At 62.1% G+C, this 19,933-nt stretch carries 23 protein-coding genes and 1 pseudogene; 6 read left to right on the top strand and 18 right to left on the bottom strand.

Going from position 1 to position 19,933, the window contains the following annotated elements; translation table 11 throughout:
• Window positions 1–94: 94 nt before the first annotated feature.
• Window positions 95–2,086 (bottom strand): conjugal transfer protein TraG, encoded by a 1,992-nt coding sequence (locus KHC27_RS04580; protein ID WP_213335614.1) that lies wholly within the window; start codon window positions 2,084–2,086, stop codon window positions 95–97.
• A gap of 117 nt (window positions 2,087–2,203) precedes the next feature.
• Entirely contained in the window at window positions 2,204–2,503 is a 300-nt protein-coding gene (locus KHC27_RS04575) for a DNA -binding domain-containing protein (protein ID WP_213335612.1), read from the bottom strand.
• A gap of 208 nt (window positions 2,504–2,711) precedes the next feature.
• On the opposite strand from KHC27_RS04575, the gene KHC27_RS04570 reads away from it, so the two are divergent.
• Complete coding sequence (locus tag KHC27_RS04570) at window positions 2,712–2,924, top strand: helix-turn-helix domain-containing protein (RefSeq protein ID WP_213335609.1); 213 nt, start codon at window positions 2,712–2,714, stop codon at window positions 2,922–2,924.
• Here KHC27_RS04570 and KHC27_RS04565 read toward each other — a convergent pair.
• From KHC27_RS04565 to KHC27_RS04500, 15 genes are all read right to left on the bottom strand, one after another.
• Complete coding sequence (locus tag KHC27_RS04565) at window positions 2,916–3,638, bottom strand: DMT family transporter (RefSeq protein ID WP_213335607.1); 723 nt, start codon at window positions 3,636–3,638, stop codon at window positions 2,916–2,918. The two genes, KHC27_RS04570 and KHC27_RS04565, sit on opposite strands and share 9 nt — an antisense overlap.
• Before the next feature lie 57 nt (window positions 3,639–3,695).
• Complete coding sequence (locus KHC27_RS04560) at window positions 3,696–4,454, bottom strand: AraC family transcriptional regulator (RefSeq protein ID WP_213335605.1); 759 nt, start codon at window positions 4,452–4,454, stop codon at window positions 3,696–3,698.
• A 188-nt stretch (window positions 4,455–4,642) separates the two neighbouring features.
• Window positions 4,643–5,143: a DUF2285 domain-containing protein gene (locus KHC27_RS04555; protein WP_213335619.1), complete on the bottom strand. Its 501-nt coding sequence runs from the start codon at window positions 5,141–5,143 to the stop codon at window positions 4,643–4,645.
• Window positions 5,025–5,435, bottom strand: a complete 411-nt coding sequence (locus tag KHC27_RS21535) for a transcriptional regulator domain-containing protein (protein ID WP_246518946.1) — start codon at window positions 5,433–5,435, stop codon at window positions 5,025–5,027. Before KHC27_RS21535 ends, KHC27_RS04555 begins: the two co-directional genes overlap by 119 nt.
• Before the next feature lie 309 nt (window positions 5,436–5,744).
• Window positions 5,745–6,587 (bottom strand): DUF932 domain-containing protein, encoded by an 843-nt coding sequence (locus KHC27_RS04550; protein ID WP_213335603.1) that lies wholly within the window; start codon window positions 6,585–6,587, stop codon window positions 5,745–5,747.
• 185 nt (window positions 6,588–6,772) lie between these two features.
• Window positions 6,773–7,348: a hypothetical protein gene (locus KHC27_RS04545; protein WP_213335601.1), complete on the bottom strand. Its 576-nt coding sequence runs from the start codon at window positions 7,346–7,348 to the stop codon at window positions 6,773–6,775.
• Between the two features lie 121 nt (window positions 7,349–7,469).
• Window positions 7,470–8,219: an SDR family oxidoreductase gene (locus KHC27_RS04540; protein WP_213335599.1), complete on the bottom strand. Its 750-nt coding sequence runs from the start codon at window positions 8,217–8,219 to the stop codon at window positions 7,470–7,472.
• A gap of 67 nt (window positions 8,220–8,286) precedes the next feature.
• Window positions 8,287–9,510, bottom strand: a complete 1,224-nt coding sequence (locus KHC27_RS04535) for an MFS transporter (RefSeq protein ID WP_213335596.1) — start codon at window positions 9,508–9,510, stop codon at window positions 8,287–8,289.
• Between the two features lie 172 nt (window positions 9,511–9,682).
• Complete coding sequence (locus KHC27_RS04530) at window positions 9,683–10,747, bottom strand: branched-chain amino acid aminotransferase (protein ID WP_213335593.1); 1,065 nt, start codon at window positions 10,745–10,747, stop codon at window positions 9,683–9,685.
• A 114-nt stretch (window positions 10,748–10,861) separates the two neighbouring features.
• Complete coding sequence (locus tag KHC27_RS04525; RefSeq protein WP_213335590.1) at window positions 10,862–12,061, bottom strand: ABC transporter substrate-binding protein; 1,200 nt, start codon at window positions 12,059–12,061, stop codon at window positions 10,862–10,864.
• A gap of 50 nt (window positions 12,062–12,111) precedes the next feature.
• Entirely contained in the window at window positions 12,112–13,113 is a 1,002-nt protein-coding gene (locus tag KHC27_RS04520; protein WP_213335588.1) for a branched-chain amino acid ABC transporter permease, read from the bottom strand.
• Between the two features lie 15 nt (window positions 13,114–13,128).
• Window positions 13,129–14,001: a branched-chain amino acid ABC transporter permease gene (locus KHC27_RS04515; RefSeq protein WP_213335586.1), complete on the bottom strand. Its 873-nt coding sequence runs from the start codon at window positions 13,999–14,001 to the stop codon at window positions 13,129–13,131.
• Window positions 14,002–14,010: 9 nt separating this feature from the next.
• Complete coding sequence (locus KHC27_RS04510) at window positions 14,011–14,718, bottom strand: ABC transporter ATP-binding protein (protein WP_213335584.1); 708 nt, start codon at window positions 14,716–14,718, stop codon at window positions 14,011–14,013.
• Window positions 14,715–15,572: an ABC transporter ATP-binding protein gene (locus KHC27_RS04505; protein ID WP_213335582.1), complete on the bottom strand. Its 858-nt coding sequence runs from the start codon at window positions 15,570–15,572 to the stop codon at window positions 14,715–14,717. The genes KHC27_RS04510 and KHC27_RS04505 overlap by 4 nt, the downstream gene beginning before the upstream one ends.
• A gap of 301 nt (window positions 15,573–15,873) precedes the next feature.
• Window positions 15,874–16,776, bottom strand: a complete 903-nt coding sequence (locus KHC27_RS04500) for an AraC family transcriptional regulator (RefSeq protein WP_213335581.1) — start codon at window positions 16,774–16,776, stop codon at window positions 15,874–15,876.
• Between the two features lie 137 nt (window positions 16,777–16,913).
• On the opposite strand from KHC27_RS04500, the gene KHC27_RS21845 reads away from it, so the two are divergent.
• Both KHC27_RS21845 and KHC27_RS04495 read left to right on the top strand, forming a co-directional pair.
• Window positions 16,914–17,048, top strand: coding sequence for a hypothetical protein (locus KHC27_RS21845; RefSeq protein ID WP_281416980.1), 135 nt, complete (start codon window positions 16,914–16,916; stop codon window positions 17,046–17,048).
• 6 nt (window positions 17,049–17,054) lie between these two features.
• The gene (locus KHC27_RS04495) at window positions 17,055–17,321 is read left to right on the top strand and encodes a hypothetical protein (RefSeq protein ID WP_213335580.1); all 267 of its coding nucleotides are present in this window, start codon (window positions 17,055–17,057) and stop codon (window positions 17,319–17,321) included.
• 187 nt (window positions 17,322–17,508) lie between these two features.
• Here the strand turns inward: KHC27_RS04495 and KHC27_RS21530 are convergent.
• A pseudogene (locus KHC27_RS21530) lies at window positions 17,509–17,721 on the bottom strand (DUF736 domain-containing protein); the annotation flags it as partial.
• Between KHC27_RS21530 and KHC27_RS04490 the strand changes: the two are divergent.
• The 3 genes from KHC27_RS04490 to KHC27_RS04480 are packed head-to-tail and all read left to right on the top strand — an operon-like array spanning window position 17,719 to window position 19,428.
• Complete coding sequence (locus KHC27_RS04490; protein WP_343210831.1) at window positions 17,719–18,300, top strand: LysE family translocator; 582 nt, start codon at window positions 17,719–17,721, stop codon at window positions 18,298–18,300. The pseudogene KHC27_RS21530 and the gene KHC27_RS04490 sit on opposite strands and share 3 nt — an antisense overlap.
• 52 nt (window positions 18,301–18,352) lie before the next feature.
• The gene (locus KHC27_RS04485; protein ID WP_213335576.1) at window positions 18,353–18,967 is read left to right on the top strand and encodes a LysE family translocator; all 615 of its coding nucleotides are present in this window, start codon (window positions 18,353–18,355) and stop codon (window positions 18,965–18,967) included.
• Window positions 18,968–19,011: 44 nt separating this feature from the next.
• Window positions 19,012–19,428: a VOC family protein gene (locus KHC27_RS04480; protein WP_213335574.1), complete on the top strand. Its 417-nt coding sequence runs from the start codon at window positions 19,012–19,014 to the stop codon at window positions 19,426–19,428.
• Window positions 19,429–19,933: the final 505 nt, after the last annotated feature.

Here is a 19,933-nt window from a genome sequence, read left to right as displayed (position 1 = left end):
AGACTGCGCTTTCACGCCCAACCTATGAAGGTGCCGCCGGGACGACGCTTACGAAATAGACATTCATGCGGGTCTTGGGACTCATGGCGGCTTCCTACAATTCGATGCCGTCGGCGGGGTCCATCGTCGCCTGACGCGCGACAGACGTGATCCGCTGGCGGATGGTGCGGGATTTGGCGGCGTCCACGTCCGGTTCGTCGTCGAGCACGTCGAACTCACCAGCTACCGGGCGCTCATCCGGCACGATCTCCTCATGCTCTGGCAATTCCGGCTCGCGGCGAATGCCGGCGTTGGCGGGATCGGTCGCGGCGGCTTCCGGAGGCAGCGATGCTGATGGAGCAACGAGCGTCGGTATCGTCAGCGCCGACCAGTCGTCGCCGGATGGCGTTTTCGGCGCCTTGGACTGAGCGGACAGGTCGGGCGGTGGCAGCAACCGCTCCTTGAAGCGGGCATCCTCGTAGTAGCGCGCCTTCTTCGCCCGGATCGGCGGCACGCCCGCGACCAACAGCAGTTCGTCGGTCGGAGGAAGCTGCATCACCTCGCCGGGGGTCAGCAGCGGTCGGGCCGTCTCCTGCCGCGACACCATGAGATGGCCGAGCCAGGGCGACAGCCGATGGCCGGCATAGTTGGTGGAATCACGCATCTCGGTCGCGGTGCCCAGCGAGTCCGACACGCGCTTGGCGGTGCGCTCGTCATTGGTGGCGAAGGCAACACGGACATGGCAATTGTCGAGCACAGAATTGTTGGCGCCATAGGCCTTCTCGATCTGGTTGAGGCTCTGTGCTATCAGGAAACTCTTGATACCGTAGCCCGCCATGAAGGCTAGGGCGGACTCGAAGAAGTCGAGCCGGCCCAGCGCCGGAAACTCGTCGAGCATCAACAGCAGGCGGTGGCGGTTGGCGGCGTTCAGCTCCTCGGTCAGCCGCCGTCCGACCTGATTGAGGATCAGGCGGATGAGCGGCTTGGTGCGGGCGATGTCTGACGGCGGCACGACGAGATAGAGGCTGACGGGCCGCTTGCCAGCGACGAGATCGGCGATGCGCCAGTCGCAGCGCGCCGTCACCTTCGCCACCACGGGATCGCGATAGAGGCCGAGAAACGACATAGCCGTGGACAGCACGCCCGATCGCTCGTTGTCGGATTTGTTGAGCAGCTCGCGCGCCGACGAGGCGATGACGGGATGGACGCCGGCCTCGCCCAGATGCGACGTGGACATCATGGCGCGCAGCGTCGCCTCCATGGGGCGTTTCGGATCGGAGAGGAAGTTGGCGACGCCGGCCAGCGTCTTGTCCGGCTCGGCATAGAGGACGTGTAGGATCACGCCGACCAGTAGCGAATGGCTGGTCTTTTCCCAATGATTGCGCTTGTCGAGCGCGCCCTCGGGATCGACCAGGATGTCGGCGATGTTCTGGACGTCGCGCACCTCCCAATCGCCGCGCCGGACCTCCAGCAGCGGATTGTAGGCGGAGGATTTCGCATCGGTCGGATCGAACAGCAGCACGCGACCGTGTTTGGCGCGGAAACCCGCTGTCAGCCCCCAGTTCTCGCCCTTGATGTCGTGGACAATGACGCTGCCGGGCCAGGTCAGCAGCGTCGGCACCACAAGCCCGACGCCCTTACCGGAGCGGGTCGGCGCGAAGCACAGCACATGCTCCGGGCCGTCGTGACGGAGATAGTCGCGATCGAGCCTGCCGAGCACCACGCCGTCCGGGTCAAGCAGTCCGGCCGCCTTCACCTCCTCGGACGAGGCCCAGCGTGCCGAGCCGTAGGTGGCGACGTTCTTCGCCTCGCGCGCCCGGATGATTGACAGGGTGATGGCGACGGCGATGGAGAGGAAACCGCCGGACACGGCGATGAGCGCCCCTTCGATGAAGATCGCAGGCGCATAGGCGTCGTAGGCGTACCACCACCAGAAGAAGATGGGCGGGTAGTAGACCGGCCAGCCACCAAGCTCGAACCACGGCACACCCAACTGCACTTGGAACCCGAGCCGCCACGCCGTCCATTCGGTCGCGCCCCAGATCGCAGTGAGCACGATCAACAGGACGATGGCAACTTGTCCCCAAAGGACACGACTTCCCGACATAGAGGCTCCGATCGGCAAAAGAGATGGAGCCGATCAGAGAATAGACGGTTTTGCGATAGGCAATAGAAAAGAACAGAGGGCGTGCCGCCGGATACCATGGCGTAGAAATCGGATGGGTCAGTGCCGCGTGTTGCGGGCTTCCTCAACTGCCTGTTCCAGAATGCGCCTGTAGCCGATCTTGGTCATCCACCGGGCGCGGGCGAGGTGGCTTTCCCAGCATGTGCGGGTTCGGGCGGTTTCCGCGACGGGATCGCGATGCAGCACGATCCGCGCCACCTCCGTCCAGTCGGCCCCATCGGTCTCGGCGTCGAGCAGGCGCAGATAGGTGACGAAATGCGCCTCGTCATAGCGGGTCACATCCGGCTCCATGGGAGCCAGATCGTCAACATCGGGATCGAGTTCGGGTTTGACGCGCATCTCACGGCCTCCTTCCGGTACCGCGGCTCGGAGTGATGATTACCTCATTTTTTGCTTCGCTTGTGAGACAGCGGCGTGTGGCTATTCAGTTTCGCCAAGCATTGCGCTGCCGCAGCAAGCCGAAGCGGTTGGATGAATATCACAACGCGCGACGAATCGGAATCATCGTTCCTGGAACGATAATTCCGATTCAGGCTCCGCTCTCGTCATGGATCTCAAGGAGGTCATGGCGATCAATCTGCGTCGGATACGTCATGACAAACAACTGACGCAGGAAGAGCTGGCGGATCGCGCGGACCTGAGCGCGCGCTATATCGGGGCGATCGAGCGCGCCGATGTGTCGGCCAGCGTCACCGTTCTCGGCCAGATCGCCGATGCCCTGGGGATCGAACCGGCCGAACTGGTTACGAAATCAGGCTGACCGGCCCGTCGCAGCCGCGAGGTCGAGCAGGTTCTTCAGCGCCGGGCTGCGGTTGTGCGGCGACCACACTGCGCTGAATTGAGCGCGTTCCGTCTCGTCGGTGATGGTGACGGCGCCACAGACGCCGATGAGCATTTCGCTCGGCACGTTTGCAAAGTGGCGATTGACGACCGAGTAGCCGGACCAGATGACCGCACAACCGAACGCCGCCGTATAACCTGCCGCTGCACCCGAGACGAAGGTTTCGGGCGGGTGGTCCACGAAGAGGACGGCAGTTCCCAGAAGACCGAGGATAGCACCGCCGAGGTGGTTCAGCCGGAGCCGCTCGCCGCCCGGCCCCACGGCGGCGAACAGCACGATGAGGAGAGGCCATAGATAGGCGATCAAACCGGCCTCTGCGGGAGGGACCGTCGTCAGTGCATAGAAGTAGAGTGCATGATATAGAAATATCGCCGCAAAGGCGGTCAGCCATGGTCCGGGCGGCTGGCGAAGCCGGACCAACGCCTGACGCCCGCGCGCGGCCAAGACGATCACGCCGGCAAGGAAGGCGACACCGAAACTGAGGGCAAGAAGTTCAAAGGGCGGAATGCCTCGGGCTGTCACCGTCAGGAGGGCCAGCCCCGCCCAGAATAGGATGGCGGCGATGCCGATCGCCGTGGCTTTAAATGTGCGCTTCTGCTGTAGCTGCTGCAATATCGTCGTCTCCGCTTCCATGGAGACGACACGGCACTCCGAAACGGCGGGCACCGTCTTGATACGGTCTGCGGAATTTTAGGCTTCGTCTGCCGAATTACCGTGCCGCACTGCCCGTCGCATCGCGGCCGGGGTCTTTCCGCGTTCCCGCTTCAGGGCGCGGGTCAGAGCGCTTTGATCCGCATGGCCGGTCCGGAGCGCGATAATGGCGATGGGATCGCTGGTCGTCATCAGCAGGCGTTCGGCCGCATCGAGACGCAGCGCTGAAAGGTGCGCATGCGGGGTCGATCCCAGACGGTCACGGAAGGCCGCATGGAGCCTGGTCAGACTGAGGCCGGCGGCCGCAGCGATGTCATCCGTGCGGACCGGGTCGGCCAGCCTCTCTCTCATGAAGGAAATCGCGCGCCGAAGAGCGACATCGACGAAATCGGGATGGCTCGCTGTGGCGTTGAGCCGATCGAGCATCAAGCTTGTCCAGGCGGCGCGAAGATGCGTGGGAAGGTTGCTCTGCGATGACCGGACGGTGGCGTAATCCAACAACCCCTGGAGATCGGCACCGATCGCAAAGAACGCCCCTACCGATCCGAAGATACCCGTCTGCACGGGATACTCGTCCGGCAGGTCCATGACCACGAAGGCATTGTTTCCCCGCGCCTGAAAAGCATGATCGGCTCCTGCTGGGATGATCGCACCAACGCCGGTCGCGACGTACCCGCCGCTGTGTCCAAAATCGAGTTCCAGACACCCTCGGAAGGGCAAGACGATCTGGTGGTGATCATGATCGTGACGCCGTGATGCATCGGCGTAACTTCTTATTTCTATCGTCGGCCCATCCATTTCCTTGGTCCAGATAATTTATGGATAGAAATGCAATATAGCATAGCATCTTGGAGAGACGGGCTTTCAAGTAAAGATCACGGCGCGCAGTGCATGGCGACACAGCTTGCTTGCGGGTAGACGGGAAGATACGACAGGACATCGGCCCGACATGGCCATCGGTCCGGCGAATGCTGACACGCCGCCGGTCAGCGGCGGCGTGTCAGCTTGAGCGGATAGTGGAGCAGATCGCGGTAGCCGCCGTGCATGTAGTACAGGCCGTCGGCGACGAGGCGGCGGGCCTGGTTCTTGAGCGGGCTCACCTCCCAGTCGTTCTTGATCCGACCGTGGAAGCCGAGCAGTACCTCGGCGATCGTCCGATAGCTTTCCCCGGCCAGACGGGCGTCGAGCGCTCGAAGGGTCAGGATGTGGCGGTCACGGGTGAGCGTCGGCAAAGACCCCAGCGGATCGTCCGGCGGCTGACCGTTCAGCGACCGCCAGAGACGGCGGGCCGCCTGGGCGCGCAATAGAAACAAAGCGTCGAGCGGCAGGATCGCAACGAAACCGGTCGGTTCGCTCGGTACGGCAAGTTCAAGCCAGATCTGATGATCGACGCCATTCACCCGCCAGACGATATGAACACCATTCTGTGCCGGATGGATCGCAACACCGGGAAGCTCCGACAGGACCAGCGGCAAGTCCGCCGGCATATCGTCTGGAGTGCCTATCGGCGCGAGCTGGATCGTGCCGGGTTGCAGCGCCGGTATCCAGAACGGCGTATGTTCGTCGGCCAGTGTTTCCGGAGCAACCGGGAAATCGCACCCCCCAACGCCGGGAGAACGCATCGGTCATACCGGTGTCTCTCTTCGGCAAAGCGCTGAACTGCTCAAAATCACGGCGATAGTCGTCGTCGCGGCGAAGATATTCCCAAGCGAAGCCGGCGGCTGGAATGCTCCTGGCATGTCCATAAGCGACCGGCGAGCGCCAATCCGTGCTTGGCATGGCGTCACCTTTCCTCTCATGCGCCTGTTGGTCGGCGCTAAAGAGGAGCAGAGTAGGAATCATCAGATTTTTATTGAAGCCATGAATATCAGATATGTTGTTCGCGCAATACGATCATATATTTGTAAAATACATCTATCATTGTAGTCGTTCTTTGGCGAGCCGGGGGCAGCCCGGCGAGCGGGGGGCGTGGCACAAGCACGGCCGCGCCGCCGATCCGGGTCCACGGATCGGCGGAAAATTGGTGATGTGCGGAACTGGAAAGGCTGAAAGCCGTGCAACCGGAAACCCGATTGCACGGCTTTGTGGTCAGGCGGCTTTGATCCGCTGCATTCCCTCGGCCAGCGTCCACAGCGCGCGATTGAGACCGACATTCTGGTCGATGCCGTTGATGGGACGGGTCCGGCTGCGACGGATGCGGCCATCGGCATTGGTTCGGTGGCCGTCCAGTCCGCCGCGTATCAGGTTCTCCTGAACGACATTGAAGGTCTGCCACAGGCTTTGGCCGACATCCTCGCGGCGGCGCGGAGCGATGATCTGGTCGGGGCGAAGCGGGCTTTCGTCCTCGCCATAACGGGCAACAAGGCTCGCCTCGGCGAACACCTGCTGTTCGTCCCGCGACAGCCTTGTGTCTTTCATCGTCTCGGTGGCATCGATCAGGCGCGGGAAGTCTTCGGCAACTGTGTAGACGCCTTCGATGATCTGATCCTGAATGCCGCCCTTGTGGGGGACGCGGACTTCCTCGAAGCGTTCGCCCGCGATCATGCTGTTGGTGCAGACGAAACGCAGTACACCGGCAAACATCTGATAAGCCGAGGTTCCGTCGTGGGAATTCACGATGATGACTTCCGCCGCCTCCGGTTTGCCGATCCCGTCATCGCGGCGCAGCCGCAGCATATGCTTGGCGTGGCCGTGGCGACTGCCGTCGCGCGGCACCGACTGCACGGCGAAGAATGGAAACCACCCCTCCCGCCGCAACCCCTCCACGATCTCGATGGTGGGGACATAGACATAACGATCCGACCGGCTGTCATGCGCCTCACGGGCGAACACGGACGGGACGTGGCGAAACAGGGCTTCGTTGTCGAGGGCTTCGCGCCCGCTGATCTGATGCGAATTGCGGCCGAACCGGGTGGCGAGGTGATGATACATGATCTGTCTCCTTTGGGGCTGGGTTGGAGCGCTGCGCTGCGCTGCAACCTTGCCTCGCGGCGAGCAGCGGGTGTGCAAGCGGAGGGGCCCTTCGCGGGGACCCGGCTGCACGGAGCGTGGCACACGCGCAGGAAGCTGGGCGGAAGGCGCCTCGAAGCGCGCCGAGGGCGGAGCCCTAAGCATTGTCAGGCCAAGAGTTGGGCGTGCCACGCAGCTCTATTTGCTGGTGGTGCATGCTCATCGCAGTCGTCGCCGCGGCGCTGCGCAATGTGGAAGCGTCGCACCTTGCCGACGACAGCCTCACACGGCATCTGGTTACGGCATTCGATTGCCGTCGAACGTTTCACCAGACCGCCATGCGGAGCCGATGCGGGCAGGCTTGGCGCATCACCAAGAAAGAGGTCTTGCTTGCCGCTGCTGCGTGTGACCGGCACGACACCCGATAGAGCGCGGAGCGTCTGCGCATCACGGCACACGATGGCGTCATTTCTTGCGACAGGAGCGCTGCGAGCACGATCGGCAAGAGCGATGGCTTCGGCGAGACGCTCATTCAGCAGGCGGCGATTGCCGATGCCGGTCAGCATCAACTGCTCAATCTCGGCGGTGCGTCTGGCAGCATCCATCTGTAGGGTGCGGTTGGCCTCGCTCGGCATCGCCTCGGAGCGCCTGATCGTGGTAACGTCGATCGCCGAAGGATCAGGTTCATGAAGGTGTCCCTGGAATCGCGGCGTGGCAGGATGCGTTTGAACATCAAACTCCAATTAACGCCGTAACGGCGCAATCTGTATTTTATATCGTCTTACTGCAGATCGGATATCAACCCGTCGACTGCTTGCAATACGTTACTGTGCGCTTTTACATAGAAGATATTCTGGCCCAGCATCAGAAGTGTGAGAGGTATCCTCCGTCGACGGCCAGCGTGGTACCGGTGACATAGGATGCATCCGGCGAGCAGAGAAAGAGGACGGCGCCGACGATTTCTCTCGGATTGCCCCAGCGACCGAGCGACGTGCGTTGTTCGAGGCGTGCTGCGATGGTGGGATCGGCGACCATCTTTCCGTTCGCCTCGGTCGCGAAAAAGCCTGGGGCGATGGCGTTGACGGTGATCCCTCGACTTCCGAGTTCGGCGGCGAGCGCGCGGGTCAGAGCATCGAGCCCCCCCTTGGCCGCCGTGTAGGCGGGGTCTCCGGCGCGGGCGATCGGGCCGGCGATCGAGGTGATGTTCACGATCCGACCGCCATCGGGAATATGGGGGGTCAGACGCCGCACCAGATCGAAAGGGGCGACGAGATTGACTTCCAGAAGCCGCCGAAACGACTGGCGATCGATCTCGGCGAGGGGGCGGCGATCCCGAGCCCCTGCGTTGTTGACGAGGATGTCGATCCGGCCCTGCCGTGCGACGAGGTCCTTGCAGGCCTCGATGGTCCCCATTTCGTCGGCGAGATCCACCAACAGCATGGAGACATCTGCGCCTGCTGCGATCAGGTCGCGCCTCGCCACTTCGAGTTCGTCTTGATTGCGGCCATGGATGACGACGTGCGCGCCGTTCGCCGCCAGCCCACGAGCTATTTCGAGGCCGAGGCCACGCGCCGCGCCGGTGATCAGTGCCGTCTTTCCGTTGAGCTTCTTCATCTTTCCCTCGTTCACGTGGTTGGCGGCGGCTTCGCCTCATGAATGTCACTTGCCTCCGCCGGGACTGTCACGGTCGAGCGCGGGGTCGCGTGTCCATGATCGCCATCACAGTCGCGAACACCGCTGCACCGAGACCGGCGGCGGCGACCGCCCCCCAACCACCGAGTGTCATCAGTCCACCGGACATCGCAGATCCGACTGCGCCACCGACGAAGAACAATGACATGAACACGGCGTTGGCACGTCCGCTGGCTTCGCCACTCGCGACAAAGATGGCCCGCTGGCCGAGAACCAGATTCGACTGCACACCGAAATCGAGGAGCGTTGCAGCGAGTAACAGCAGCGGAATGCTGCCGCGTCCGACCGCGGCCAGGCCGAACGCAGTTGCAACCATTCCCATCGCCGCCAGGGTCGCCGGTCCACTCCACCCGGCGTCGGCGAGGCGTCCGACGATCGGGGCTGCCAGGGCGCCGGCGGCGCTGGCGAGGGTGAACCAGCCGATCTGGGTCGGGGTCAGCGCGAGGTCGTTGCCGAGATGAAGGGGGACGGCAGTCCAGAACAAGGTGAAGGCGGCAAACAACGGCGCATGGAGGTAGGCCCGCGTACGCACGACGCGATTGCTGCGAAACAGCCGCCCCATGGAGCCGATCAGCTCCCGATAGGAGGTGCTGTCGGTCACCACGCGACGCTTCGGCAGAGCCGACAGCAGCGTTCCCGCGAGCAGCGCCATCATGATCCCTGCGACGACGAACACCGCACGCCATCCCAGTGAATCCGCGATGATGCCCGCGATCGGCCGTGACGCGAGAATACCTGACAGGAGCCCCGCCATGACCCTGCCGACGACCCGCCCACGCAACGTCGGCGGCGACAGACGGGCGGCGATCGGCACCAACATCTGCGTCGCCGTCGAACACAGACCGATGAGCAGGGCGCCGAGCAGGATCTGCCAAGCCGCCTGAGCCAACGCCATCGCGGCGAGAGCCAGCCCGGCCCCGATCACCACCATGGGAAGCAGCAGACGCGCACGGACGAGATCCACCAACGGCACGAGGAAGACGAGCCCCAACCCAAAGCCGATCTGCGTGAGGGTCACGATCAGACCCGCTGCCGACGACGGCAGCCCGACGTCTGCCGCCATCATGCCGGCGAGTGGCTGCGCGTAATAGAGGTTGGCGACGATGATGCCGGTGGCGGCACAGAAGACGGCGATCTGGTGCGGCGGCATGACGGCCGAGGTGGCATCGGCCGCTTCCGGGGCAGAAGAATTCGTCCCGTCGAGTGAATTCATGGACCCTCTCCGGACCTAGAGGCCGGACCTTCGTGTTGGCAAGCTCCGGACGGCGGACGAGCAGCGCGGCGCGTGATGTCGGAGAGATCGGCGGCGAGCGCTCCGACAGGCCAGGCAAGCCTTCGCGATGTGCCCCTAGAACTCGATCCCGTCGAAACTCCAGGGAAGGGGGTCAGAGGACGTCCACGCGCCAACCGTAGGGATCGTTGCCCGCCTGGGTGTGAAGCTTGGTAATCGCATCGTAGAGCTTTGCCGTCGTGGGGCCGATCTTGCCGCCGCCGACAACCCGTGACCTGCCGCGATAAGTGAGTTCGCCGATCGGTGAAACCACTGCGGCGGTCCCGAGCCCCCAGATTTCCTCGATCGATTCGTCTTCGATACCAGCCAAGACGTCATCGATGGCGATCTGCCTCTCGCTGACCTTCAGCCCCCATTCGCGCAGGAGGTGGAGGGCAGTGAGGCGCGTCACGCCCGGCAGGATCGAGTCGGTGAGCGGCGGGGTGACGATTTCATCGCCGACCTTCAGCATCACGTTCATCGTGCCGACTTCCTCGAGATAGCGCCGCTCGACGGAATCGAGCCACAGGACCTGCGTATGGCCGAGCGCCTTGGCCTCTTCTGTCGCGAGGAGGCTGGCGCTGTAGTTCGCGGCAGCCTTCGCGGCGCCTATACCGCCACGGGCCGCCCGCACATGCTTGTCCGAAACCAGAATTTTGACCGGATCGGCCCCTTCGGCGTAGTAATTGCCGACTGGCGACAAGAAGATCATGAACGTATAGGTCTTGGCCGGGCGCACGGCCATGAAACCCTCCGTTCCGATCATCGTCTCGCGAACATAGAGAGCCTTGCCGGGCTGGTGGGGCACCCAGTCGCGGTCGAGGCCGACGAGTTGCACCATGGCATCGAGGACGGTGTCGGGTTCGATCGCCGGCATGCACAGACGCGCCGTTGAGCGGTTGATGCGCTCCAGATGAGCCTTGGGGCGGAACAGTCGGATGATGCCGTCGTCGCACCGGTAGGCTTTGTAGCCGTCGAAGATCGACTGACCGTATTGGATCGCCGAGCACGAGGGATGAACGGGGATCGGCCCGAAGGGACCGATCCGGTGATTGTGCCATCCGCGCCCCTCCGTGTAGTCCATGACGAACATGTGGTCGGTGAAATAAGCGCCGAAGGTGTTTCCGACATCCGAAGGAATGGGTTTGGGCGCAATCGTTCTCGTGACCGGAAACGGCATTGACTTACCTTTCTCTCGCTTTGGGAGAGGTGCATGGACAGCGGCGAACGTGATGTCGCGCGGCAGGTGGGAAGCGGATGGCATGCCTTCGTCGGGCACGCCATCCGTGTGAGTTCACTTCATGTCGGTGACGAACTGAAAGTCGTCCCCGTTCACTTTGAACAGGGCATAGGCACCAGGGACATCACCGTTCGCATCGAAGGCGAGCGTGCCCGAAGCACCCTTGTAGGAAATGGGCTTGCCGGCGGCGATGAGCGCCTTGGCCTTCGCCCATTCGCCCGGCATGATCGATTCACCGGCAGCGTCGACGAGATTGCGCAGAGCGGCCGAGATCTTGGTCTTGTCGCCGCCGGTCTGTTCGATCGCCAGGGCGAGGAGGAAGACGGCGTCATAAGATGTCGACACGAAGGTCGCGTTGGGGTCACCACCAGCGCTCTTGAAGCCGGAGGCGAAGACCTCAAGCGACTGCGACTTCTCGCTGACCGGCGAGGAGACATAGAAGTTGGCGAGGTTCTTCGATCCGATCGTCTTGATCGTGGCGGTCGTCTTCATCCCCTCGCCGCCGACGTAGGTTTTGAAGAAGTCGTTTTCGATGGATTCGCGCAGAACCGTCAAACCGGAGCTGTCGCCGTAATCGATCAGCACGAGCGTGTCGGCGCCGCCCTTGGCGAGTTGCGCGAGGTCGGTGCGATAGGAGGCGCGATTTTCCTCGTGGGCAGCGCGGGCGGCGACGGTGCCACCCTTGGCGACGAATTCCTTCTGGAACGCGTCGGCGAGGCCCTTGCCGTAGTCGTTGTTGATGAAGGAGAGCGCCACCTTGGTGGTGCCCCGCGCCAGCAGCGTCCGCGCCAGAACCTGGCCCTGATATTCGTCGGAGGGCACCGTCCGGAAGACGAGATCGTTGTCCTTCAGCGCCGTGATCTGCGGCGAGGTTCCGGCAGGCGTGATCAGCACGACGCCGGCCGGGATCGTCACGGAATTCGCCACGGCGAGAACCACGCCGGAGCACCACGGGCCTGCCATCCCCACGACCTGGGAGACGTTCACGACCTTCGTCACCGCGTCGACGCCGGTCTGCGCATTGCAACCGTCGTCCGCCACCACGCCGATGAGTTTTTCGCCGTTCTTGATGCCGCCCTGATCGTTCACCTGCTTCACGGCGAACTGGTAGGACTTCATCATTTCCGGTGCCAGCGCCGCCGTGCCGCCGGTGATCCCACCGACCAAACCGATACCGACATCGGCCTGAGCAGGAGTGGCAGCGACACCGGCTGCAACAATGAGTGATGCCATTCCGAGTACAGTGTTACGCATCAGAGTCTTCCTCTCTTCGAAAGGGCGGCAACGACCGCCGGGCCTGGAGTTCAAACGTCGTCCGACCCTTCCGACGGAGCGATCGCTTCGGGGGACGTTCGTCCGAGATCACCGGAACCGCCTGCCGTACCGACACGTTCCGGGAGCAGTCCTTCGGGTCTGAGCCGCAAGATGACCTGTAGAAGCAGTCCGACCAGGAACATCCGCGCGTATTTGGCCTTCAGGGCGATGTCCGCCGGAAGCTGATCGGTCACCAGTTCGGACGCGGACCAGATGACCCAGATGATCAGTGCACCGACGAGAACGCCGCGGTTGTTTCCAGACCCACCGAGAATGACCATGATCCAGACGAGAAATGTCACGATCATGGGATCGATCGCATCCGGCGTGATCACTCGGGTGAGATGGACGTAGAGGGCACCGGCCAGGCCCATCAGAGCGGAGCCGAGGATGAAGGCCTCGAGGCGTCGGCGCGGCACATCCTTGCCCATCGCCTGGGCCGCCGTCTCATTGTCTCGGATCGCTCGCATCATTCGCCCCCAGGGTGAGCGAAGCTGGCGTTCGACGAGGAAATAGACCACTAGGAGGATGAGGCAGGAGAGGCCGAGAAAGGCGACCTGTGACTGGGCGTAGGGAAGATCACCGAAGGGCCGGGGAATATCGATGATGCCGCGGCTGCCGTTGGTGAGCCACTCTTCCGACCGGACGACCAGACGAATGGCTTCCGCTACCCCGATCGACACGATGGCGAGATAGTCCGAACGGAACCTCAGGCACACTTTGCCGACCGGCCATGCGGCGACCACACAGGCGAGCATGGCACCCAGCATGCCCACCGGAACGGGGAGGCTGAAGCCGCCGATCCGTCCTACGGCGGCGGGTGACGTCAGAATGGCCGACGTGTAGGCCCCGACGGCGAAGAATCCGGCGACACCAGCGTTGAACAGCCCGGCATACCCCCACTGAACATTCAGCGCGATGGTCAGGCATCCGTAGATCGATATGAAGATCAGAAGATAGATAGGATAGTTGAGGAGTGTGACGAAGTTCATCTCGGCTGTCTCCTCTCAGAGTACCTTGCCACGGAAAAGGCCGGTCGGACGGATCAGGAGAGCGAGAAGCAGAATGACGAAGCCGCTGAGAACCTTGTATTCACTGCGGATGACCAGGACGGACATCTCCTCGCAGATGCCGACGATCAGGCCACCGAGGATGGCCCCCTCGATGCGACCGACGCCGCCCAGAATGGCCGCAGCAAACGTCGGGAGCAGAATATTCCACCCCATCAATGATTTGACTTGGGTGTTCAATCCGAGGAAGAACCCCGAAGCGGCGCAAAGCGCACCGACGAGCATCCAAGTGAGTGCGATCACCTTTCGGTTGTCGATTCCGCAGAGCGAGGCCAGATCCGGGTTGTCGGACATCGCCCGCATCGCCTTGCCCCACTTGCTGTGGCGCAGGAAGATCTCGAGTGCCACGACCAGCCCGATCACCATGACGACCGTCACCACCTCGTGTGGCTTGATCCGCAGGCCGAACCAGTTTTCGGGCCGCGCGATCCCCGTTTCGTAGCTGAGGGTATTGACGCCCCAGAAGATCTGCACCACCGCGCGAAGCATCAATGCGACGCCGAGAGACGATATCGTTGTGATGATCTTGGGAAGCGTGCGCAGATGGGTATAGAACAACCAGTCGATGGCAATCGCCATCAGCCCGGCAGCCACGGCCGCAATGGGCAATGCGGCATATGGGGACAGGCCCGATGACGCGGAGAACAGCAACACCATGAAGGCGCCGAAGGTCGCAAGATCTCCGTGGGCGAAGTGACCGTGACGCATGATCGCGTACACGAGCGTGACGCCGATGGCACCGAGCGCATAGATCGACCCGAGGATGATCCCAGGGATCAGGAAGAAGTTGATAAAGCTCGATATATCCACGTCACCCCCTTATGCGCCCAAGAACATTTCCGCGATAAATCTATTGTTCAGCAAATCTACCCCGGTTCCGTCGCATCTATTTCTTCCAGCAGCCAGGACATAGCCACGATCGGCGAAGCGTAGAGCTTGCTTTGCGTGTTGCTCAACGAGGACTAACGCAACACCGGTGTTGCGAATATCGCGACATGTCTGGAATATTTGTTCCATGTATTTGGGGGAGAGGCCTGCTGTCGGCTCATCGAGGAGAAGAACCTTGGGGTCGAGCATGAGTGCGCGCCCAATTGCGACCATCTGGCGCTGCCCACCCGAGAGGCTGCCGGCCAGCGCCTTCTGCTTGGCCTTCATGTCCGGGAACATCTCGTAGACCCGCTCCAGCGCATCGGAGTAGTCACCGTTGCGCAGAAAGGCTCCCATCTCGAAATTTTCGTGAACGGTCATGTCGTAGAAGACGTTGGCGACCTGCGGGACGTAGCAGATGCCCGATCTGACGATCCGGCTCGGGGCCCATCCGGTGATGTCGGTGCCATCGACGACGATGGTGCCGCTGCGAATGGTCAAGAGGCCGAAGATCGACTTCATTGCGGTGGATTTGCCGGCGCCGTTGGGACCGATGATCGCCACGATCTCGCGCGCCCCGACTTCCATCGACAGGTCATGAAGGATGTCGGCGTCGCCATAGCCGCCGGAGATGCTGCTCATGGTAAGTAATGCGGTCATTGAGCTGCGTCCTTCGTTTCCCCAAGATAGGCTTCGAGGACGTGCGGATCGGACCGCACCGTCTTGAAATCGGCCTCGATCAAAACGCTGCCCTCGGTCATACAGACGACCGGATCGCAGAGGCGCTCGATCATCTCCATGTCGTGTTCGATGAGGAGGAAGGTGTAGTTTCTCTCGCGATTGAGATACTCGATCTGCGACTCGAGCTTGCGGAGCAGTGTTCGGTTCACGCCGGCTGCAGGTTCGTCGAGAAGTACCAGCTGGGCATCGGTCATCATGGTACGGCCGAGCTCAAGCAGCTTCTTCTGCCCACCGGAAATGCGCCCCGCGCGCTCGTGGGCGATGTGCGTGAGTTCAAGGAACCCGAGTGTCGCCCAGGCGCGTCGCCGGACTTCGTCTTCGTCGATGCGAACCCGCCCAGGCGAGAACCAGTTCGACCACATCTGTTCGCCGGCTTGATGTGGCGCTACCAACATCAGGTTCTCGAGGACCGACAGGTGGGCAAACTCGTGCGGGATCTGAAAGGTTCGCACGAGCCCTCTATGAAAGCGTTCGTTCGGCGCGAGGTCGGTGATGTCCTCACCAGCGTAGTGAATCTTGCCACTACTGGGATGCAGCGCCCCGGCGATCAGATTGATCATCGTCGACTTGCCGGCACCATTTGGGCCGACCAAACCGGTGATTGAACCGCGCCGAACCGAAAACGAACATGAATTCACCGCCCGAAAAGCCCCGAACTCCAGTACGATGTCTCGGCAGACGAGCAGATCGTCATTCTGATGTTCGTGCAGTCCTGCGCCCTGCCGATCAGGAGCGAGAGGCAGTACGGTGCGGGCTCGTGGTGATGCGTTCATGAAATCCCTCGACGGCACCTCACAGAGAGGTAATCGGCGTGCCACTCGAAGGGCGCGCCACTCGTCTAGAGAAATTAGAGGAAAGCGTCGTTTGGTTCTTATTTGGGCGTGCCGTAATTTTCAGCAAAGAGCCACGCTGCCCCTTGCCCGTCTCGTGCGGCAGAGCCACGCCTCCTCTTGGCACCGATCGACGCAGGGAGTGGTCGAGCGCCTGACGAAGTTCGGATCTATCTCAATGATTGCGAGGCGCCACGTCTCACGATGCCCTGTTTCATCGCGCTCTGAGACAGGGCAATCACGCTCAATCTTGATTGTTTTGGCGCCACTGTCGTGGCGTCATGCCGGTCACCAACTTCATTGTCGTCGTAAAGTGGCTCTGGCTCGAAAAGCCGCACTGATCTGAAATGTCGACAAGTGTCTCTTCGGTCTCCCTCAGGAGCAACAGGGCCCGCTCCAGACGGACTTTCATGAGCCATCGGTGAGGGGTTTCGCCCGTCTCGGTGCGAAAACTGCGGGCAAAATGACGTCTGCTGAAACCGGCAGCATCAGCGAGCTCATCGAGGCCGATGTCTTGGTCGAGATTGGCTTCCACGAATTCCCGTACTCGGCGAAGGCGCCATTGTGGCAAGGCCACGGGCGCTCCGTCGTCCAGCCGAGCCCCCGCCCGGATCAGGAGCTGCGACAGCATCGAGACGAGAAGACCATCGGCGAGATAACGATCGGCGGCCTCTCCGCCTGCCCCGCATTGCCACATCCGATTGAGCAGAACCTCGACGAAGGGGTCGACCCAGGTATCCCGACTGAGGGTCCAGAACACATCGCTCACCCGTTTCGGGCACGACGAGCCGAGTACCGATCGGACAGTCGAATCAGGCACGGTCAGTAGCAGGATCTTGCGACTTCCATCGATCTCCCAACGGCTTTCGACGCCGGAGGGGACAGCGAGCAGACGGCCGGGTTCGGCGCTCTCCCGCGAACTCTTCCCACCCATCGTCCATCGCCACGTGCAGCGACGATCGACGGTCAATGGCAAGGCAAGGATTGTCTCGGGAACTTCGGGATCGACGAAATTGTGCGGACCTTGTTCAACTTGGATCAAATTATAGGCTAGAAGCCCCTGAGCGCGCCGATGCTCTTGCGGAAAGGCCTGATAAGACGATTCCCGATAGAAGTCGGCGTAGCTGAGCCATTTGGACACGGCCATACGAACTTGTTTTCCCAACCGATTACACACGGAATAACAAGCAAATTCGAGGCCAGCTCAAACCGCACGGGGCATCAGTGACCGCGTGGATATAATCTTGCAACACCACTTGCTGGGCAGCGTGGTCGCAGCGCACCGTGATGTTCGCCGCGCAGGCGGCGGCGGTGCTGACCTTCACCGCCTTGTCCATGCCTGGCATGATCATGACATTGGCGGCGCTTGGCGGCTTGATGTTCTGCAATGCGCCGGGCCTGGCAACCTATGTCGCTTAGCTCACCATGCGCCATCGACCGGGCAGTGTCGATAGCGCCTCCACCATCAATGTGTCAGCCGCCAATGCCGGCTTTGCGCTCGGAGCCTTCATCGTCGGAACGGTGGCCGCTTCCCGCTTCGGATTGGGCGCAACGCCATGGGTCGGTGCAATCATGGCCGGGATCGGCCTGCTACTGACCTTGTGGAGCGGCCATCTCGACAAGCGCCAAATCCGGCGCGGCTCGATCCTCGGATCACCGCGGTCAATCGGATCGCTGACGGACCGATCGTGAATCTTCCTCATTCGACATCGTGCTGCCGGGCCGCAGTTCTTCGAACATGTCGTGCGCCGCGTCGGTGCACGAGACCGGTCGCCGCGGTTACCTGAAATCGTACAACCTGATTGCCGGACTTCCTGAAAGGCGGCGGCCCCTTGAGCAGCCCCGCTCGGACGAGCGGGGCTTCGGGAGATGTCCGGCCTCAGTCGCCCGTGCGGCGCGACCAGATGAGATTGAGGCCTTCGCCGTCTTCGGCCTCGACCAGGCTGGCGTAGATCGGAGCGGGGAAGCTCGGATCATCCAGCTTGACGGAGAGGTATTCGCGGCCCGTCTCGCGGGCGGTCTTCTTCCAGGCCGCGCCGAACTCGACCGTGGTGCCTGCGAAGATGCGGAAGTCCGGGCCGCGCTTGCGATCGCGGCTCCGCTCGGCCCGATCGGCGCCTTATGCATCAATCGGACGTTTGAACGCGGATTCTGGGCTGGTGTGGCGGGTGGCCTTGGCACCGCCCTGGCGGATGCCGTCTATGCCAGCCTCGCAGCCGTCGGGTTTTCGGCTTTCGCGGCCACCCTTGCGACGATCGACGCGCCACTCAAAATCGTGGGTGGCCTGTTCATGTTGTGGCTCGGATGGAAAAGCCTGAAACCCAAGCCTGTCGGGAACGCAGCTCAAGTCGGCGCGCGCGATCTTTTCGGCACCATCGCCGCGACCTTCTTCCTGACGATCACCAACCCTATGACCATTCTGTCCTTTGCGGCGATTTTTGCGGGTCTCGGTCTTGCGGACGCAGCGGGCACCACGAGTGTGTTTCTCGTTGTCGCTGGCGTTTTTCTTGGCTCTTTGCTGTGGTGGTTTGTCCTGAGCGGCGGTGTAGCATTGGCCAGGCAGCGCCTTCCCGAAAGTTTCTCCCGGAGGGTTTCGAGCCTGTCAGGACTGATCCTCATCCTTTTCGGTCTCTATGCCCTCGGTTCACTTGCTTTGAGTATGGTTGCTTGATGAGCTAAAAACAGGAGGTCTGCGCCTCCACACCAACCTCGGGAGTATATTGATGGAGTTCTCCACTCTTCTCGCTTTTGCAGCAGCCTTTTTCGTCTTCGCCGCCAGTCCTGGACCCGACAACATGACCATCGTCGCCCGCACCATTGCCAATGGTGCGGCCTCGGGCATCGCCTACGGCGCTGGAACCGTTGTCGGCATCCTGATCTTCCTGACGCTCGCGGCGTTCGGCCTATCGGTCCTCGCGGCCGAGATGGGAGTGGTGATGACGATCCTGCGTTACGCGGGCGCAGCCTATCTGATCTGGATGGGCATCAGGCTCTGGACGGCTGAACCGGTCGTACCCGATCTCCAGCCCGTCAACGGAGGGGGTGGACTTGTTTCGATCTTCGCAACCGGCATCGCGCTCAATCTCGGCAATCCGAAAATGCCTCTATTCTATGTTGCGCTGTTGCCAAACATGGTCGGGGCGTCTCTCACGCTCGGTCAGGTCGGAGTGTTGGCAGCGGTCATTGTCGCTGTCGAGGTCGTCGTTATCGGTGGGCATGTGCTCCTGGCCAGTCGTGCCCGCAAGCTCTTGCGTAGCCCCCGCATCGTCCGCCGGGTGAACCGCACCGCCGGCAGCGTCATGGTCGGCGCGGGTGTTGCGGTGGTCGCGGCGAGGTGATGCCTCTCGGTCGGTGACTATAGCGCCGCGTTCGGAGGAGTTCGATGTTCGCCTATGCCATGTTGGGGACCAACGATCTGGATCGTGCGATCCGGTTCTATGACCCGTTGATGGAGCGGCTCGGGCAGCCGCGATGCTGGACCGGGGATAACAGCGTGTCGTGGGGATCGCTGGAAGATTATGCCATTCCCGGACTTTGCGTCGGTCGACCGTTCGACAGCATGGCGGCAACGTCAGGTAATGGCGTGATGCTGGCGCTTCGTGCGCCGAGTGTCGCCCAGGTGAAAGACCTTTATGAGTTGGCGATGACGCATGGCGGCTCCGATGAAGGCCTGCCCGGTCCACGACCACAGTATGGGCCGGGTTTCTACGCAGCCTATGTGCGCGACCCGGACGGCAACAAGCTCGCCTTCGTCTGCTATCAGGCGGAGGTTGGCGAGTGGACAGATGAGCCGTCATGAAGAAAGGCGCGTGCGAAGCCGTGATCCGTCACCTGTGCCACCAATGGCACAGGGAGAGTGGACTGACAGACCTTCGTCCGGAAAACTCAGCTTCTCGGCCGTTTTTGTCATGGGCCTGGCCGAACTATTCGTCCTATCTCGATTTCCGAACCACCACGTCCGTCTCCTATGATGTCGAGATGTGGTTCGCTGACGAGTTCAGGCAGCACTGGCACCGGTGAGGTAGCGGTCGAAGGCCGCTATCGTGGCGTTCCGCCTATTCAGCAGGGGAGAGCGCCCCGCCTGCCAGTCGCATCAATGCCGACACGCCGGTTACACAGCCTCCGACCATACAGAAGATCACGCGCCAGCCCCCGGACGGCACGGCCTCGCGCGTGACACCGTGAACGAGCGCATAGCCTGCGATGCCGGCAGGCAAAGCGAAAGCGAGCACCACGATCAGGCGCAGGATTGCAGATTCCGACGTTCATCCGGCCGGGTTTCCAATCGTCATCCGGCCAGCATT

The sequence above is a fragment of the Ancylobacter lacus genome (assembly GCF_018390635.1).
In the GTDB taxonomy this organism is placed as follows: Bacteria; Pseudomonadota; Alphaproteobacteria; order Rhizobiales; family Xanthobacteraceae; genus Ancylobacter; species Ancylobacter lacus.
This window is presented reverse-complemented; position numbering and strand designations above follow the sequence as displayed.